Below are 15,797 nucleotides of genomic sequence, written 5' to 3' on the forward strand. Positions count from 1 at the left end.
CCATGAAAATCCACAACACCACCGGCGGCCGCATCTTCGACGCCGCCAACTACGTCTTCCTGTCGCTGCTGGGCATCGTCACCCTGCTGCCGTTCGTCTACGTCTTCGCCGGTTCCTTCGCCACGGAGGCCGAAATAACCAGCCGCGCGTTTTTCGTCTGGCCCGAACAGTTCACCCTGGGCGCCTACGAGTACATCTTCTCCACCCCGGCATTCATCCGGGCGCTGGTCACCACGGTCCTGGTCACCTTCGTGGGCACGCTGGTCCAGCTGGCCTCCACGGTGACCATGGCCTACCCGCTGGCCAAGAAGACGCTGCGCGGACGCCAGGTCATCCTGTCCCTGGTGGTCTTCGCCATGGTTTTCTCCGGCGGCATGATCCCCACGTTCCTGTTGGTCAAGGACCTGGGCCTGCTGAACTCCTACTGGGCCCTGGTCCTGCCGGCGGCCATCAACCCGTTCAGCCTGATCATCATCAAGAACTTCTTCCAGGAGCTCCCTGCCGAACTGGAAGAGTCCGCCAAGATGGACGGCGCCACCGAGATTGGCATCCTGTGGCGGATCCTGCTGCCGCTGTCCAAACCGGTCCTGGCCACCTTTGCCCTGTTCTATGCGGTGGGCATCTGGAACGACTTCATGTCACCCCTGCTGTACCTGTCCGACAACTCCAAGTGGACCCTGCAGATGTACCTGCGCCAGGTCACCGCCGCCTCGGACCTGCTGGGCACCGGCAACGTGGATCCGAACTACATCCCGCCGGAACAGGGCATCAAGTTCGCCGTGATCGTGGTGGCCACCCTGCCCATCCTCATCTTCTACCCCTTCCTGCAGAAGCACTTTGCCAAGGGCATGCTCATTGGCTCCGTCAAGGGCTGACCACGTATTCGAGGAGGAAGCGCATGAAAATCCTGCTGGCCGGAGATTCCACGGTGGCAAACTGCCCCACGTCCGAGTACCCGATGAGCGGCTGGGGAGCGCAGCTGGCACCCCGCACCTACCGGTGGGGCACCGTGCACAACGTCGCCAAAGGGGGAGCGAGTACCGAATCCTTCCGGGACGAGGGGCTGTGGGCGGCCCTGCTGGGAATAGCGGGCCCGGATGACCTTGTCCTGATCCAGTTCGGCCACAACGACCAAAAAAGGCAGCACCTCGCGGCGCGCACGGGTTACGCGGCCAACCTGCGCACCATGGTGGGCGACGTGCGCTCGGCGGGAGCAACCCCGGTGCTGTGCACTTCGGTGGAGCGCCGGCACTTCCTGGACTCACCGTCGTCGGGCGCTGCTGCCGGTGAAGCAGGACTGGAGGCGAGCCTCGACGACTATCCCGACGTGGTCCGCGAGCTCGGCCTGGAGCTGGCGGTCCCGGTCGTCGACCTTAATGCCTGGACGCGGGAGCTCTACCTGCGGCTGGGGAGGGAGGACTCCAAGGCGCTGTTCTGCCACTTCGCGCCGGGGGAGCACGCGCACTGGCCCGACGGCCTGGCCGACAATACGCACTTCTCACAGGAGGGCGCCGCGCTGGTGGCAGGGGAGGTGGCGCGGCAGCTTGAACAGCTGGGCTACGGCCCACAGCATCAGCTGGCGGGTACGACGGCGGGACGCGGCTAGGTGGGAAACGTCCTGTACCGCAACGCCCTGGCAGGCCCGGCGGACGTCGCCGCCTGGGTGGCCGAGGGGCCGCTTCGCCTGGGCAGCCACGCGGACGCCCTCGAACTCTCCGGCGCCCTGGATGACGCGGAATGTGGCGACCATGCGCACTGGACCTTCTGGTGCCCGGAGGAGTTCCCCGACCGCATCCGCATCAGCTGGGAGTTCCTGCCCCTTGCCGAGCCCGGCCTGGCCATGCTGTTCTTCGCTGCCTCCGGGCACGGGGGACTGGACCTCTTCAGCCCGGAGCTCGCGCCAAGGACGGGCTATTACCCGCAGTACCACTCCGGCGACATCGACGCCCTGCACGTCTCCTACTTCCGGCACAAGTACCGGTCCGAGCGCGCGTTCCGGACCTGCAACCTGCGCAGGAGCGCGGGATTCGAACTGGTTGCCCAGGGTGCCGACCCGCTGCCGCAGGCAGAAGACGCGGCGGACTTCTACCGGCTGGAGATGGTGAAGGACGGTTCGCGGGTTGCCTTCGCCATCAACGGGTTGCAGCTGTTCACGTGGGATGATCCCTCGGACAAGGTCCTGGGCGGCGGCCGGATAGGGTTCCGCCAGATGGCCCCCCTGCGGGCGGCGTACCGCAACCTGGTGGTGGAAGTGCTTTAACGGCAGCGGCGGGCGGCCCGGATGGACCGCCCGCCGTTGTTACGCGGAAACTAGAGCCCCAGGAGGCGGTTGAGCAGGTTGGCCAGGCCGCTCAGTCCGGTCCCGCCGTCCAGGAGTCCGGTTACGGCGCAGAGGAGGTTACCCACCAGCTTGCCCGCGCCGGACTGGGCCACGATGTCCAGCACCACCTGGTTCAGATCGACGTTGAGGCCGAGGACGTCCAGGTGCAGCGGTCCGAGGACCAGGTTGACCACGTCGCAACCGCCCCCGGACGCCATGGTGTTGGGTGCAGCGGCCGCCGTGGTCGTCACCGTCTGGCTGACCGGAGTGGCCACACCCGCCAGGTCGGTGAAGGTGCCTTCAACCAGCCCCGTGACCGTCAGTTGGCCGTCCTGCACGTCGAATCCGGACGGGGTGAATGAACCCACGAAGGTACCCACGCCGTCGATGGTCTGGTTGATTGTTGCCGTGACATTGGCAACCTGTGAAGAAGACTGGGAGGCCACGGTGGGAGCCGTAGGTGTGGCTGCCGTCGCCGGGCCTGCCATGCCAAAGAGCATGGCCCCGGACAGGGAAATAGCTGTGACTGTTGCTGAGACCTTGGTACGCATGTTGGTTTGTTCCTCTCAGCGCCGGATAACGGCGCATGAACCCCCCGGTGCTCCGCCCCCATAGGGAGCGCCGGCGGAACTGTTCCTTGCAGATGCAGCCCTGACGGGCCGCGACGCGCGGCGCTGGAAGGTGATCCAGGCCACTGGCACGCCGTCCAACCTAATAGTAAGCATGCTGATTAGTCAAACTGCCCGACGGTGCAGTTGCCGGCCGGTGCGCGCATCCGCAGGCGTTGGGGCAAGATAGGAAGGCACTAACTGCCCACTGGAGGGAGGCAGGGTTTGAAACCCATAATTGTCGACGGCGGCAAGGGAACTGTGGAGTTGCGTCCCGATGGCGTCATCCACTTGGTGTGGGAGCCGAGGGTCCGGATCGAGAAGGAGGACGCGCAGGCGGCGATGGCTGCGGTGAACCGGATCGCCGGGGGCGGCACCTATCCGATGCTCGTGGACATGGCCACAACCGAGAGCGTCAGCATCCAGGCCCGGTCGGTGTTCTCCATTCCGTGTGCGGCCAACCGCATTGCCCTGCTTGGGGCCAGCCCGGTGGACCGGATCCTCGCGAACTTCTTCCTGGGCGTCCATGTACCGCCATGTCCCACCCGCTTCTTCACCTCGCGGGACGACTCCATGAAGTGGCTCCAGCAGACCGCGACCTGACCGCCGTCCCTGGCCGTCCCCCGGATACTGTCAGCCCTCGCCCGGTGTGGCGGTACTCTGCCGCATTACCAGTTCCGGCGTGAACACCACCGCGCGGTGGACAGGGTTCCTGGATTCGACTTCCTCCGAGAGCAGCTCGATGGCGGTGCGGCCCAGCAGTTCCGTTGGCTGGCGGATGGAGGACAGTGGAACGACGGCGGAGACGGCGAAGTCGATGTCGTCATACCCGATCAGTGCCACGTCCTCGGGGATCCGGAACGTGTGGGTCATGGTCAGGGACTGCATGACGCCAAGGGCCAGGAGGTCGTTGGCGCAGAAGATCCCGTCCGGCAGCTCCGCCCTGCCGCGTTCCACCAGCATGTCGCCCACGCTGCGTCCGGCAAGGACCGTCTGGCCCGCCGAATCGAGCACCTCGAGGGTGGCATCAGGTTCCTCCTTGACGGCCCGCTCGGCGCCTTGGAGGCGGTCCGCCACCTGCCGGATGGAGGTGGGCCCGCCCACGAAGGCGAGCCGGCGGCGGCCGGTGTCCAGCAGGTGCCGGGCGGCGAGGTACCCGCCGGCGTCGTCATCCACTGCCACGGAACTGAACTTCGACTCGTCGGCCAGCCGGTCCACCAGCACGGTGGGCACCCCGCGCTCGCGGAGGAGGTCCAGCCGCTCGGTGACGTCACCCACCGGGGAGATCAGCAGTCCCTGCACCCGCTGTTCCTGGAAGAGATCGATGTAGTTGGCCTCCCGGCCGGCATCATGGCCGCTGTCGCCCAGCAGGACCGCGCTGCCCTGCAGGGCGGCGGCATCCTCGGCCGCCCGCACCACGGAGGTAAAGAAGGGGTTCCCCACGTCCAGGACGATCAGGCCAATGGTGCGGGAGTGGCCCGCGCGGAGCTGGCGGGCGGCGTCGTTGCGGACAAAGCCGAGCTCATCGATGGCGCGGAGGACCCGTTCCTTGGTGCGCTGGGATACCCGGTCCGGGTAGTTCAGGACGTTCGACACGGTTCCCACGGCGACGCTCGCGTGGTTGGCCACGTCCTTGATGCTGGCTGTCCGATTCATGATTCTCCGCGCTTGCTCTGCCGGCTGCAGTAGTTACCCGGGTGGGTACTAAAAGTTTCTGCCATTGCTTGACACCTGCTCAAATCCAAGAGTACGTTGAATCGTACCAATGAAACGATTCAAAACTTCGGAAGTTCAAATTCGGAAGTTTCAAAAGAGGAGTCCCGATGAGGGTGTGTTTCCGTTCCTCGGTCCAGCCCGCGCTGATCGACGAGTACCGGCGCCGGCACGCGGCCGTGTGGCCGGAGATGCTGCAGGCGCTCAAGGACGCCGGGTGGAACAACTACTCGCTGTTCCTGGCACCGGACGGGCTCCTGGTGGGTTACGTGGAGTGCGACGACTTCGACTCCGCCCGTGCCCGGATGGCATTGACGGAGGTCAACGCCCGGTGGCAGGCGGAAATGGCATCTCTGTTCGAAAACACAGAAGACCCAGGGCAGGCGCCCGATGAAGGGTTCCAGGTCCTCGAGGAAGTCTTCAACCTGGACAGCCAACTGGCAGCGGCCGGTTCCCACTAACAACAGCAGTACGCTCCAGCAGCGGGGCAGCAACCAGACCTTTAGACACCGGAAAGAACCATCATGAACGACGTAGCAACGGCGCTGGGCAGGCTCGAAGAGCTCGCCATCGAGGTCCCTTCGTGGGCCTATGGAAATTCAGGCACCCGGTTCAAGGTGTTCGGCACTCCCGGCACGCCGCGGACGGTCCAGGAGAAGCTGGCCGACGCCGCCAAGGTCCACGAGTTGACCGGCCTGGCTCCCACCGTGGCCCTGCATATCCCGTGGGACAAGGTTGAAGACTACGCCGCCCTGAAGGATTACGCGGCGGGCCTGGGCGTGGGCCTGGGCACCATCAACTCCAACACCTTCCAGGACGACGAGTACAAGTTCGGTTCCCTGACCTCGTCCAACGAGGCCGTCCGGCGCCGGGCCATCGACCACCACCTGGACTGCATCGAGATCATGCACGCCACAGGATCCAGGGACCTGAAGGTGTGGCTGGCAGACGGCACGAACTACCCGGGCCAGGATGACATGCGCGGCCGCCAGGACCGCCTGTCCGAGTCGCTGCAGGAGATCTACGCCGCGCTGGGGGATGATCAGCGGCTGGTGCTGGAGTACAAGTTCTTCGAGCCGGCTTTCTACCACACCGATGTTCCGGACTGGGGCACCTCCTACGCCCAGACCCTGGCACTGGGGGAGAAGGCCTTTGTCTGCCTCGACACCGGGCACCACGCCCCGGGCACCAACATCGAGTTCATCGTGATGCAGCTGCTGCGTTTGGGCAAGCTGGGGTCCTTCGATTTCAACTCCCGCTTCTACGCCGACGACGACCTTATTGTGGGGGCCGCCGATCCGTTCCAGCTGTTCCGCATCATGCACGAGGTGATCAGGGGCGGCGGATTCGGCAAGGATTCAGGCGTCGCCCTGATGCTGGACCAGTGCCACAACCTCGAGGAAAAGATCCCGGGCCAGATCCGCTCCGTGCTCAACGTGCAGGAAATGACCGCCCGCGCCCTGCTGGTGGATACGGCAGCGCTGAACGAGGCCCAGCGCGCCGGAGATGTCCTTGCGGCCAATGCCATTTTCAACGACGCGTTCTACACCGACGTCCGCCCGGTCCTGGCCGAGTGGCGTGAATCCCGCGGCCTGCCCGCGGACCCGATCGCTGCCTTCAAGGCCAGCGGCTACCAGAAGAAGATCAACGAGGACCGCGTGGGCGGCCAGCAAGCCGGATGGGGCGCCTGATTAGTGATGACGAACAAGACTGTTGAAGACCTGATTTCCCGTTCCAACCGCCTGGGTGCGGACAAGCGGAACACCAACTTCGCCGGCGGCAACACCTCGGCCAAGGGCATGGCAAAGGATCCCGTGACGGGCGAGGATGTCCAACTGCTGTGGGTCAAGGGCTCCGGCGGGGACCTCGGCACCCTGAAGGCCGGGAACCTGGCGGTGCTCCGCCTGGACCGGTTGAACGCCCTGAAGGGTGTCTATCCCGGTGTTGAGCGCGAGGACGAGATGGTGGCTGCGTTCGATTACTGCCTGCACGGCAAGGGCGGCGCCGCCCCCTCCATTGACACTGCCATGCACGGGCTGGTGGACGCCGCGCATGTGGACCACCTGCACCCGGACTCCGGCATTGCCATTGCGACGGCGGCGGACGGCGAGGCGCTGACCACCAAGATCTTCGGCAACAAGGTGGTGTGGGTCCCCTGGCGCCGTCCCGGGTTCCAGCTGGGCCTGGACATCGCCGCGATCAAGGACGCCAACCCCCAGGCCATCGGCACCATCCTGGGCGGCCATGGCATCACGGCCTGGGGCGCCACCAGCGAAGAGGCGGAGCGGAACTCGCTGTGGATCATCGACCAGGCCGAGAAATACATCCGAGAGAACGGCAAGGCCGAGCCCTTCGGGGCCACGCTGCCCGGCTACGATGCCCTGCCGGAGGCCGAGCGCCGCGCCAAGGCCGCAGCCCTGGCACCGGTGATCCGCGGCCTGGCCTCCACGGACAAGCCGCAGCTGGGGCACTTCAGCGATGACGCCGTCGTCCTTGATTTCCTGGAATCCGCAGAGCACCCGCGCCTGGGAGCGCTGGGGACCTCCTGCCCGGACCACTTCCTGCGCACCAAGGTCAAGCCGCTGATCCTGGACCTGCCCGCGGACGCGTCCGTCGAGGACTCCATTGCGCGGCTGCAGGAGCTGCACGCGGATTACCGCGAGGACTACCAGGCCTACTACGACCGCCACAAAGATGCTGACAGCCCTGCCCTGCGCGGCGCTGACCCGGCCATCGTCCTGGTCCCGGGCGTGGGCATGTTCTCCTTCGGCAAGGACAAGCAGACCGCCCGGGTTGCCGGTGAGTTCTACCTCAACGCCATCAACGTGATGCGCGGCGCCGAAGCCATCTCCACCTACGCCCCGATCGAGGAATCCGAGAAGTTCCGGATCGAGTACTGGGCGCTGGAGGAGGCCAAGCTGGCCCGGATGCCCAAGCCGAAGTCGCACGCCACCCGGATCGCGCTGGTGACCGGTGCGGCCTCTGGGATCGGCAAGGCCATCGCCACCCGCCTCGCCGCGGAGGGCGCCTGCGTGGTCATCGCCGACCTGAACCTGGAAAACGCCCAGAAGGTCGCCGAGGAACTCGGCGGACCCGACATCGCTGTAGGTGTCCAGGCCGACGTCACGGACGAAGCCCAGGTCGCGGCCGCGATCGACGCCGCCGTCCTGGCGTTCGGCGGCGTGGACCTGGTGGTGAACAACGCCGGTCTGTCCATCTCCAAGCCGCTGCTGGAAACCACCGAAAAGGACTGGGACCTGCAGCACAACGTCATGGCCAAGGGCTCCTTCCTGGTGGCGAAGGCCGCCGCGAAGGTCATGATCGCCCAGGGCCTGGGCGGGGACATCATCTACATCTCCTCCAAGAACTCCGTGTTCGCCGGCCCCAACAACATCGCCTACTCCGCCACCAAGGCGGACCAGGCCCACCAGGTGCGCCTGCTCGCCGCCGAACTGGGCGAGCACGGCATCCGCGTCAACGGCATCAACCCCGACGGCGTGGTCCGCGGCTCCGGCATCTTCGCCGGCGGCTGGGGCGCCAAGCGCGCCGCCGTGTACGGCGTGGACGAGGAAAAACTGGGCGAGTACTACGCCCAGCGCACCCTGCTCAAGCGCGAGGTCCTGCCCGAGCACGTCGCCAACGCCGCCGCCGTCCTCACCAGCAACGAACTGTCCCACACCACCGGCCTGCACATCCCCGTGGACGCCGGAGTGGCCGCAGCCTTCCTGCGGTGAGCGCCCAGGTTTCAGGTGCCGACGGCGGCGTGCCCACCCCGGGCGTGTTCGCCGCCGTCGACATCGGCGCCTCCTCCGGCCGGGTCATGCTGGGCCGGGTGACAGGAGCAGGTGTCCAGCTTGAGGTGGTGCACCGCTTCCCCAACGGGGTGGTGGAGCTCGACGGCGGCCTCCGCTGGGACTTCGACGCCCTGTTCGTGGAGGTGCTTGAGGGCCTCCGCGCAGCGGCTACGATCGCCGCGGTGCAGGGCGAAAAGATCGCCAGCATCGGCATCGACACCTGGGCCGTGGACTACGGGCTGGTGGACCGCTCGGGGACGCTGGTGGCCCAGCCCTTCAGCTACCGGGATGACCGCAGCCGTGCCGCCGTCGAACCCGTCCACCGGAAGCTGGGCCCGGCACGCCTCTACCGGACCACGGGCCTGCAGTTCCTGCAGTTCAACACCATCTACCAGCTGGCCACCGAGCAGGACCTGGACGGCCTCCAGGCGCTGCTCATCCCGGACCTGATCGCGTTCCTCCTGACCGGTGTCCGCCGCACCGAGGCCACCAACGCCTCCACCACGGGCCTCTTCGACGCTGTGGCGGGGGAGTGGGCCACCGAATTCTTTGCCGCCCTCGGACTGCGCAGGAACCTGTTCCCGCCGCTCATCCAGCCCGGGGAAACCTACGGGAACCTGCTGGCGGACATCGCCACCGCCGTCGGGCTGCCCCGCGAAACCACCGTGGTGGCCGTGGGCTCCCACGACACCGCCTCGGCCGTCGCCGCCGTGCCTGCCACAGCAGGCGACGGCGGGGAGGACTTCGCGTACATCTCCTCGGGCACCTGGTCCCTGGTGGGCCTGGAGCTCAATCATCCGGTCCTCACCGAGGCCAGCCGCGAGGCGAACTTCACCAACGAACGCGGCGTGGACGGCACCATCCGCTACCTGCGCAACGTGGGGGGCCTCTGGCTGCTCAGTGAGTGCCAGCGGACCTGGGCGCAGGAAGGGTTCCGGCCCGGGCTGACCGCACTGCTCACCGCCGCCGGAGCGCTGCCACCGGGCGGCACCCAGATCAACCCGGACGATCCGTACTTCATTTCCCCGGACAACATGCCGGAGCGCATCCGCGCGGCTGTCCGCCGCACCGGCGACGTCCTGCCTAACGATCCCGCGGCCATCACCCGCTGCATCATGGACAGCCTCGCCACCGCATACGCCAGGACCATCAGCGCCGCGGAATGCCTCGCCGGCCGTCGGGCGGACGTGGTGCACGTAGTGGGCGGTGGCTCGCAGAACACCCTGCTCTGCCAGCTCACCGCCAAGGCAGCAGGCAAACCCGTCATCGCCGGGCCGGTCGAAGCCACCGCACTGGGCAACGTCCTGGTCCAGGCCCGGGCCGCCGGGGCTGCCGCCGGCGGGCTGCCGCAGTTGCGCGCCATCATCGGTGCAGGAACCAGCCTCCGCCGTTACGAACCCTGGACCTGACCGCTTACTGAACCTGCAGTAGGCTGCAGGCAAGCGGCGAACACCCATAGAACGGACTTTCGATGCCCCTCTTCGACCTTCCCCTGGCCCAGCTGCGCAGCTACACCTCCGAGGTCACGCCGCCGGAGGACCTGGGCGCGTTCTGGGATGCCACGGTCGCGGAATCCCGCGCGTTCCCGCTGGAGGCGTCCTTCGAGCACGTGGAGAACTACCTCACAGTGATCGAAAGCTACGATGTCACGTTCGCAGGTTACGGCGGGGCGCCGGTCAAGGGATGGCTGCATCTTCCGGCCAACCGGGAACCAGGGGCCACGCTTCCCGTGGTGGTGAACTACATCGGCTACTCCGGCGGCCGCGGCGTGGTCAACCAGGACACGCGCTGGGCGCAGGCCGGGTACGCGCACTTCATCATGGACACCCGCGGCCAGGGGTACGGCTTCACCCTGGGGGAGACGCCGGATCCGCACCCTTCCGCCGGGGACGTGGCGCACGCAGGCCTGATGACCAGGGGTATCGCCAGCAGGGAGGAGTACTACTACCGGCGCGTCTACGTGGACGCTTTCCGCGCCGTTGAAGCCGCACAGGCCCATCCCGCCGTCGATCCCGCCAAGGTGGTGCTGGCCGGCGTCAGCCAGGGCGGCGGGCTGGTGGTTGCCACGGCAGGGCTTGCGGCGGGACGGCTCGACGGCGTCATCGCCGCGCTACCCGACGTCCCGTTCCTGCAGGACTTCCCCCACGCCATCGACATCACCCCGCGCGGGCCCTACCCGGAGATCGCCCAGTTCCTGGCCCGGCACCGGGAACGCTACGAGCCCGCGCTCGAGGTCCTGCGCTATTTCGACGGCGTCAACCTGGCCCGGTACGCCACGGCGCCGGCGCTGTACTCGGCTGCGCTGATGGACGACATCTGCCCGGCATCCACGGTGTTTGCCAGTTTCAACGCCTACGGGGCGGGGACGTCCGCCGCGTCCGCCACGGGAGCCGCCAAGGAGATCGAGGTGTACCGGTTCAACAACCACGAAGGCGGCCAGGAGCACCACTGGATCCGGCAGCTGCTGTTCCTGCGCAAGCTTCTGGGGTAGGTTGCGCCGAAATGTGACGCAGCTGATTTTGCGGCGGCGCCAGCCGGGGTTATGGTCTCTTCCATGACTAACCGTTGGTATGCGTATTTTTCGTTGGCTCTGGAGGGGCCCGCGTCTAACTGACACGCATCCAACTTTCCTTCAGAGCCAACAGGGCAGAGATGATTCTCTGCCCTTCGCCGTTTCTCCGGCGGGTTCTGAAATCCGGGCCCGCTTCCCATCTGGAACAGGACCCGAACATGAGCACCGCAACAGCAGCCGCACCATCCACGTCCAACCTGCGCGTCAGCGAATTCACCGCGCTGCCCACGCCTTCCGAGCTTCTCGCCGAGCTGCCCCTTGACGCCCGGGCCGCGGCCGTCGTCGAACGCGGACGCGACGAAGTCCGCGCCATCATGGACGGCGTGGATGACCGACTGCTGGTCATCGTCGGGCCTTGCTCCATCCACGATCCCAAGGCCGGCCTGGAGTACGCCCGCCGGCTGGTCAGCCAGGCCGAGAAGCACAAGGAAGACCTGCTGATCGTCATGCGGACCTACTTCGAAAAGCCCCGTACCACCGTGGGCTGGAAGGGCCTGATCAACGATCCGCGGCTGGACGGCAGCCACGACATGGTCACCGGCCTGCGCACCGCCCGCAACTTCCTGCAGCAGGTCACGGCCCTGGGGCTGCCCACGGCCACCGAGTTCCTGGAGCCGATCAGCCCGCAGTACATGGCCGACCTGATCTCCTGGGGCGCCATTGGCGCCCGCACCACCGAGAGCCAGATCCACCGGCAACTGGCCTCCGGCCTCTCCATGCCCATCGGCTTCAAGAACGGGACCGACGGCGGCCTGCAGGTTGCGATCGACGCCTGCGGTGCCGCCGCGGCGGCCCAGGCCTTCCTGGGGATCGACGGCGACGGCAGGGCCGCGCTGGTGTCCACCGCCGGAAACCCCGACACCCACGTCATCCTCCGCGGCGGCCGCAAGGGACCCAACTACTCGGCTGCCGACGTCGAAAAGGCCTCCGGCGAGCTGGCCGGCAAGGGCCTGAACCCGCGCCTGATCGTTGACGCCAGCCATGCCAACAGCGGCAAGAGCCACCACAGGCAGGCGGAAGTTGCCCTCGAAATCGGCGCCCAGCTCGAGGACGGCGGGACCTCCGCGCAGGCGATCGCCGGCGTCATGCTGGAAAGCTTCCTGGTGGGCGGCGCCCAAAACCTGGACGTTGCGGAAAACGCTGCCGGGACATCGGAGCTGGTTTACGGGCAGAGCGTCACGGACGCGTGCATGGATTGGGACGTTTCCGCCTCGGTCCTGGAGCAGCTTGCGGCCTCGGCCCGTAAGCGGCGGCAGGCGAAATAGGGTAGTTTGCTACTTTCACTTCTGCCCCATGAACATCTAGAGTATCTGGATAGGTGGTTGGTGGATGGCTCAGCATCGGAACACCGCATTGGCATGTACCTGGGGTCACTGTTGTCCATCCGTCAGCAAAGGAAAATAGGGAAATGTCGGCAGAACAGAACTTCTCCAACGCGAAGTTCCTGACCGTGGCTGAAGTAGCCGAGGTCATGCGCGTCTCCAAAATGACCGTTTACCGGCTGGTCCACTCAGGGGAAATGCCTGCAGTGCGTTTCGGCCGCTCCTACCGGGTCCCCGAAAACGCAGTGGAGCAGTATCTCAGGGGCGCCGTGGTGGACGGCCACACCGAGACCGCCTGAGCCTGTCCTAAGCCGCTCCCGATAGGCGGTACCCTGTTAAGGAACGTTTTACGTCATTGTAAGAATCTGTCAGTTGTTCAGTTCGTAGCTCTGTCCACGGACCTTTTCCATCAGACAGGTACTGCATCTAGTTTGTAAGGAACTTTCGTGGGTTCAGTTATCAAGAAGCGTCGCAAGCGTATGGCCAAGAAGAAGCACCGCAAGCTGCTTCGCAAGACTCGTCACCAGCGCCGCAACAAGAAGTAGCAATACTTCGAACAGCGTAAAAATGCCCGCCACCTTACGAGGTGGCGGGCATTTTTGTCGCCCGGCATCCAACCGGGCAGCAGTAGGTGTCGTTTTGGGCGCTCAAAACGACATCTGCTGCTGCCTAGATACGCGGGCCACGGAAGCGGGCGAAGCCCTTCCATAATCCGTAGACGGCACCGCCGAACGTGGCCGCCTTCAGGCCGAACGTGGCTGCTCGGCGGCCGGCGCGGAAATCGTAGACCGGCCAGTTGTGGTCGCGGGCATGGCGGCGGAGCCTGGCATCCGGGTTGATGGCCACGGGGTGGCCCACCAGCGAGAGCAGCGGGATGTCGTTGTAGGAGTCGCTGTAGGCCCAGCAGCGCTTGAGATCCAGGTCCTCCTCGTCGGCGATGGCCTGGACGGCCACGGCCTTGGCCGAGCCGTGCAGGATGTCTCCCACCAGCCGGCCTGTGTACATGCCCTCCGAGACTTCCCCCACCGTCCCCAGCGCGCCGGTCAGTCCCAGCCGGGAGGAAATCACTGTTGCAACCTCGATGGGTGTGGCCGTAACCAGCCAGACGCGCCGGCCCACCCGCAGGTGCTGTTCGGCCAGCGCCTTGGCTCCGGGCCAGATCCGGGAGGCAATCATCTCGTCATAGACTTCTTCGCCGAGCGCCTTGACGTCGTCAACGGTGATGCCGGCGGCCAGCGTCAGGGCCGAGTCGCGGACGGCATGGACGTCGTCGATGTTTTCCCCGCGCGCCACGAACTTGAACTGCTTCCAGGCGAAGCCTGCAGCCTGCACCAGGGTAAAAGCGCCGCGCTGGTGCATCTTGCGTGCCACATGGAAGAGGCTGGCGCCTCGCATGAGGGTATTGTCAACGTCGAAAAACGCCGCCTCGCCGCGCTGCGGCGCAGGTTCGGGCCGCGTGACTACGGCGACGTATTTCTCCTCGGGCATGGAGTTGAGTCTAGTCAATGCACCGCACTGCCGCCGTCGGCGTCGCCCGCGGGCCGCCAACGGCGCTACGGTTAAGCCATGGCTACACCCCGCGTCGTCCTGGTCACCAAAGCTGACTGCCACCTTTGCGAAGAAGCGCGCGACGCCGTGGGCCGGGTCACTGCCTCGCTGGGACTGTCCTGGAGCGAAGAGCAGGTGGACCACCAGCCCGAGCTGCGGGAACGGTATGCCGAAGAGATCCCGGTGGTGCTGGTGGACGGGGTGCAGCGTGACTTCTGGAAAATCGACGAGGCCCGTCTGGCACGCGTCCTGCAGCGCGCCATGGCGCAGTAGGGGGAGGTGCGGGTGACGTCGCTGGGTTCAACGCCGCAGCCTGTCCCGGACCTGCCGGGCGCCACGGGTACGACCGCCAAGCAGATTCCGCCTGCTGCCGTGGCCAGGCTGACGCTCTATCTCCGTGCTTTGAACACCCTGATGGCGGACGGGGTGGAGCGCGTTTCCTCCGAGTCCCTTGCCGAGGCCTCCGGGGTCAGTTCCTCGACGCTGCGCAAGGACCTCTCCCATGTGGGCTCATACGGGACCAGGGGAGTGGGTTATGAGGTCCAGTACCTCAGCCGCCACATCGCCGCCGCCTTAGGGCTGACACACGACTGGAAAGTCGCCATTGTGGGTGCCGGAAACCTGGGCAAGGCGCTCGCCCGGTACGGCGGCTTCGAATCCCGGGGATTCGACGTCGTGGCCATCTTCGACGCCGACCAGATGGTGGTGGGCAACGAGGTGGGATGGCTGCGGGTCAGCGACGTCGCGGACCTTGAAACCGTCCTGCACCGGACGGGCGCGAACATGGTGGTGCTGGCCCTTCCGGCCGCGGTGGCCCAGGGGGTCTGCGACCGGGTGGTGACAGCGGGTGTGCGCAGCATACTGAGCTTCGCTCCCGTGATGCTCCAGGTGCCCGAAGGGGTCAACCTCCGCAAGGTGGACATGGCCACGGAGCTGCAGATCCTGGCTTACCACGCCCAGCGCGTGCAGGATCCGGCGCAGCCCGCAGAGGCACCCGGGCAGACTGCCTAGCGCAGCGCAGCCTGCTTCCGCCGCGCCAGCACTGAAAAAGCGACGGCCAGGGAATCAATCCCTGGCCGTCGCTTTCTTGCTGTTCGGCCGGCGCCTACCGTCCGTACGGGTTGCCGAAGCCGCCTGAGTAGGGATTGCTGAACGGCTGCTGCTTCCGGAAGTAAGGAGACGCCGCCGGAAGGTACAGCAGCACGATGGCCGCGATCCCCAGGACGGTCCCGAGGGTGGCGAATGTGGGGACGCCGAAGAGGCCCAGCACGGACAGGGCCGCAAACACAGTTCCCAGGATGCGTGCCCAGTTCCTGCCCTTGCGGATGAAGAAAGCGACCAGGAGGTAGAGCCCGGCGCCGATGATGGCGAAGACCACCAGCGTCCCGGCGATGACGCTCTTGATGTCCTCGTAGGTGACACCGCTGGCGCCGCTGGTTTGCATCTGCTGCTCGAATGTCTGCCTGAAGGCCGGATCATCCAGTTGGGTCAGCCCGGTCAGCACGGAGATGACGAAGATGATGCCCGACGCGATCAGGAGCCAGAACGAGATGTTGACCAGCTGCGGGACGCCGCCGGCGACTGCTGCCTGCGGCTGCTCCGACGGGTACTGGCCGTAGGGGGACTGGCCGTAAGGCTGCTGCCCGTACTGCGGAGCGTTCTGGCCGTAGGGCTGCTGGCCGTACTGGGGTGCGTTCTGGCCATACTGCGGTGCGTTTTGGCCGTACTGCGGTGCGTTCTGCCCATACTGCGGAGGGTTTTGGCCATACTGCGGAGCGCCCTGCCCGAACTGCTGGCCGTACTGGGGTGCGTTCTGCCCGTAGCGCGGCTCATGGCCGGCGGACTCGGGGCTGCCTTCCTGGCCGTTCCCGGAATGGGGGTCATTGGGCACGGGAGGCGGGACGGGAGGAGTACTCATGA

Annotated in this window: 18 protein-coding genes; 14 read left to right on the forward strand and 4 right to left on the reverse strand. The window is 66.3% G+C overall.

Annotated features, from left to right (window positions below; translation table 11 throughout):
* Positions 1–2: 2 nt before the first annotated feature.
* Genes AC2JAJ_RS11540 through AC2JAJ_RS11550 form a run of 3 tightly spaced genes read left to right on the forward strand, consistent with a single transcriptional unit; the run spans position 3 to position 2,260 of the window.
* Positions 3–875 carry a carbohydrate ABC transporter permease gene (locus AC2JAJ_RS11540; protein ID WP_486415778.1) on the forward strand — a complete coding sequence of 291 codons (873 nt, stop codon included), beginning with the start codon at positions 3–5 and terminating at the stop codon, positions 873–875.
* A gap of 23 nt (positions 876–898) precedes the next feature.
* Entirely contained in the window at positions 899–1,606 is a 708-nt protein-coding gene (locus AC2JAJ_RS11545; protein WP_486415777.1) for a rhamnogalacturonan acetylesterase, read from the forward strand.
* Positions 1,607–2,260 (forward strand): DUF1961 family protein, encoded by a 654-nt coding sequence (locus AC2JAJ_RS11550; RefSeq protein ID WP_486415776.1) that lies wholly within the window; start codon positions 1,607–1,609, stop codon positions 2,258–2,260. It abuts the gene before it with no gap.
* Between the two features lie 50 nt (positions 2,261–2,310).
* On the opposite strand, the gene AC2JAJ_RS11555 is transcribed toward AC2JAJ_RS11550, so the two are convergent.
* Positions 2,311–2,871 (reverse strand): ABC transporter substrate-binding protein, encoded by a 561-nt coding sequence (locus tag AC2JAJ_RS11555; protein WP_221386102.1) that lies wholly within the window; start codon positions 2,869–2,871, stop codon positions 2,311–2,313.
* Positions 2,872–3,153: 282 nt separating this feature from the next.
* Here AC2JAJ_RS11555 and AC2JAJ_RS11560 point away from each other — a divergent pair, with 282 nt between their 5' ends.
* Positions 3,154–3,531, forward strand: coding sequence for a DUF7793 family protein (locus AC2JAJ_RS11560; RefSeq protein ID WP_221386103.1), 378 nt, complete (start codon positions 3,154–3,156; stop codon positions 3,529–3,531).
* A 30-nt stretch (positions 3,532–3,561) separates the two neighbouring features.
* Here AC2JAJ_RS11560 and AC2JAJ_RS11565 read toward each other — a convergent pair whose 3' ends face one another.
* On the reverse strand, positions 3,562–4,584 hold the full coding sequence (locus AC2JAJ_RS11565; RefSeq protein ID WP_486415775.1) for a LacI family DNA-binding transcriptional regulator: 1,023 nt from the start codon (positions 4,582–4,584) through the stop codon (positions 3,562–3,564).
* A gap of 167 nt (positions 4,585–4,751) precedes the next feature.
* On the opposite strand from AC2JAJ_RS11565, the gene AC2JAJ_RS11570 reads away from it, so the two are divergent.
* From AC2JAJ_RS11570 to AC2JAJ_RS11605, 8 genes are all read left to right on the forward strand, one after another.
* Positions 4,752–5,102 (forward strand): L-rhamnose mutarotase, encoded by a 351-nt coding sequence (locus AC2JAJ_RS11570; RefSeq protein WP_221386105.1) that lies wholly within the window; start codon positions 4,752–4,754, stop codon positions 5,100–5,102.
* Positions 5,103–5,165: 63 nt separating this feature from the next.
* Positions 5,166–6,332 (forward strand): L-rhamnose isomerase, encoded by a 1,167-nt coding sequence (gene rhaI / locus AC2JAJ_RS11575; RefSeq protein WP_221386106.1) that lies wholly within the window; start codon positions 5,166–5,168, stop codon positions 6,330–6,332.
* Positions 6,333–6,338: 6 nt separating this feature from the next.
* The gene (locus AC2JAJ_RS11580; protein WP_486415774.1) at positions 6,339–8,375 is read left to right on the forward strand and encodes a bifunctional aldolase/short-chain dehydrogenase; all 2,037 of its coding nucleotides are present in this window, start codon (positions 6,339–6,341) and stop codon (positions 8,373–8,375) included.
* Positions 8,372–9,844, forward strand: a complete 1,473-nt coding sequence (locus AC2JAJ_RS11585; RefSeq protein WP_486415773.1) for a rhamnulokinase — start codon at positions 8,372–8,374, stop codon at positions 9,842–9,844. The genes AC2JAJ_RS11580 and AC2JAJ_RS11585 overlap by 4 nt, the downstream gene beginning before the upstream one ends.
* A gap of 62 nt (positions 9,845–9,906) precedes the next feature.
* On the forward strand, positions 9,907–10,926 hold the full coding sequence (locus AC2JAJ_RS11590; protein ID WP_486415772.1) for an acetylxylan esterase: 1,020 nt from the start codon (positions 9,907–9,909) through the stop codon (positions 10,924–10,926).
* A 239-nt stretch (positions 10,927–11,165) separates the two neighbouring features.
* Positions 11,166–12,272 carry a 3-deoxy-7-phosphoheptulonate synthase gene (locus AC2JAJ_RS11595; protein WP_486415771.1) on the forward strand — a complete coding sequence of 369 codons (1,107 nt, stop codon included), beginning with the start codon at positions 11,166–11,168 and terminating at the stop codon, positions 12,270–12,272.
* 143 nt (positions 12,273–12,415) lie between these two features.
* The gene (locus tag AC2JAJ_RS11600) at positions 12,416–12,628 is read left to right on the forward strand and encodes a helix-turn-helix domain-containing protein (protein ID WP_141946079.1); all 213 of its coding nucleotides are present in this window, start codon (positions 12,416–12,418) and stop codon (positions 12,626–12,628) included.
* Between the two features lie 147 nt (positions 12,629–12,775).
* Positions 12,776–12,874: a 30S ribosomal protein bS22 gene (locus AC2JAJ_RS11605; RefSeq protein ID WP_003792170.1), complete on the forward strand. Its 99-nt coding sequence runs from the start codon at positions 12,776–12,778 to the stop codon at positions 12,872–12,874.
* A 124-nt stretch (positions 12,875–12,998) separates the two neighbouring features.
* On the opposite strand, the gene AC2JAJ_RS11610 is transcribed toward AC2JAJ_RS11605, so the two are convergent.
* Positions 12,999–13,817: an HAD family hydrolase gene (locus AC2JAJ_RS11610; protein ID WP_486415770.1), complete on the reverse strand. Its 819-nt coding sequence runs from the start codon at positions 13,815–13,817 to the stop codon at positions 12,999–13,001.
* A gap of 78 nt (positions 13,818–13,895) precedes the next feature.
* Here AC2JAJ_RS11610 and AC2JAJ_RS11615 point away from each other — a divergent pair, with 78 nt between their 5' ends.
* Both AC2JAJ_RS11615 and AC2JAJ_RS11620 read left to right on the forward strand, forming a co-directional pair.
* Positions 13,896–14,150, forward strand: coding sequence for a glutaredoxin family protein (locus tag AC2JAJ_RS11615; protein WP_221386111.1), 255 nt, complete (start codon positions 13,896–13,898; stop codon positions 14,148–14,150).
* A 12-nt stretch (positions 14,151–14,162) separates the two neighbouring features.
* Positions 14,163–14,888, forward strand: a complete 726-nt coding sequence (locus tag AC2JAJ_RS11620; RefSeq protein ID WP_486415769.1) for a redox-sensing transcriptional repressor Rex — start codon at positions 14,163–14,165, stop codon at positions 14,886–14,888.
* A gap of 94 nt (positions 14,889–14,982) precedes the next feature.
* Here AC2JAJ_RS11620 and AC2JAJ_RS11625 read toward each other — a convergent pair whose 3' ends face one another.
* Positions 14,983–15,795, reverse strand: a complete 813-nt coding sequence (locus AC2JAJ_RS11625) for a YybS family protein (protein ID WP_486415768.1) — start codon at positions 15,793–15,795, stop codon at positions 14,983–14,985.
* Positions 15,796–15,797 lie beyond the last annotated feature (2 nt).

It is taken from the genome of Arthrobacter sp. MOO21 (genome assembly GCF_057369995.2).